Source organism: Mycobacterium sp. MUNTM1 (assembly GCF_054660795.1).
Genome location: NZ_BAAGDE010000186.1, coordinates 1 through 229, shown reverse-complemented (window position 1 = coordinate 229; position 229 = coordinate 1). Strand labels below are relative to the sequence as shown.

The window sequence follows — 229 nt, the reverse complement described above, 5'->3', positions numbered from 1 at the left end:
GACGTGGAGGATTCCCGCGGCGCGCGGGACGCCCGCTACATCCGTCGCACCATCGCGACGCAGCGCGCTCTGGAGGTGACCGGACGATTGCTGCTGGCCGCGAGTTCGCGGCGCTCGGCATGGTGGGCCGGCACCGTCACCTTGGGAGTGGCCAAGATCATCGAGAACATGGAGATCGGCCACAACGTCATGCATGGCCAGTGGGACTGGATGAACGACCCGGAGATCC

1 pseudogene is annotated in these 229 nt (G+C 66.8%); it reads left to right on the top strand.

Going from position 1 to position 229, the window contains the following annotated elements:
- A pseudogene (locus ACYQ8K_RS30360) lies at nt 1-229 on the top strand (fatty acid desaturase); the annotation flags it as partial.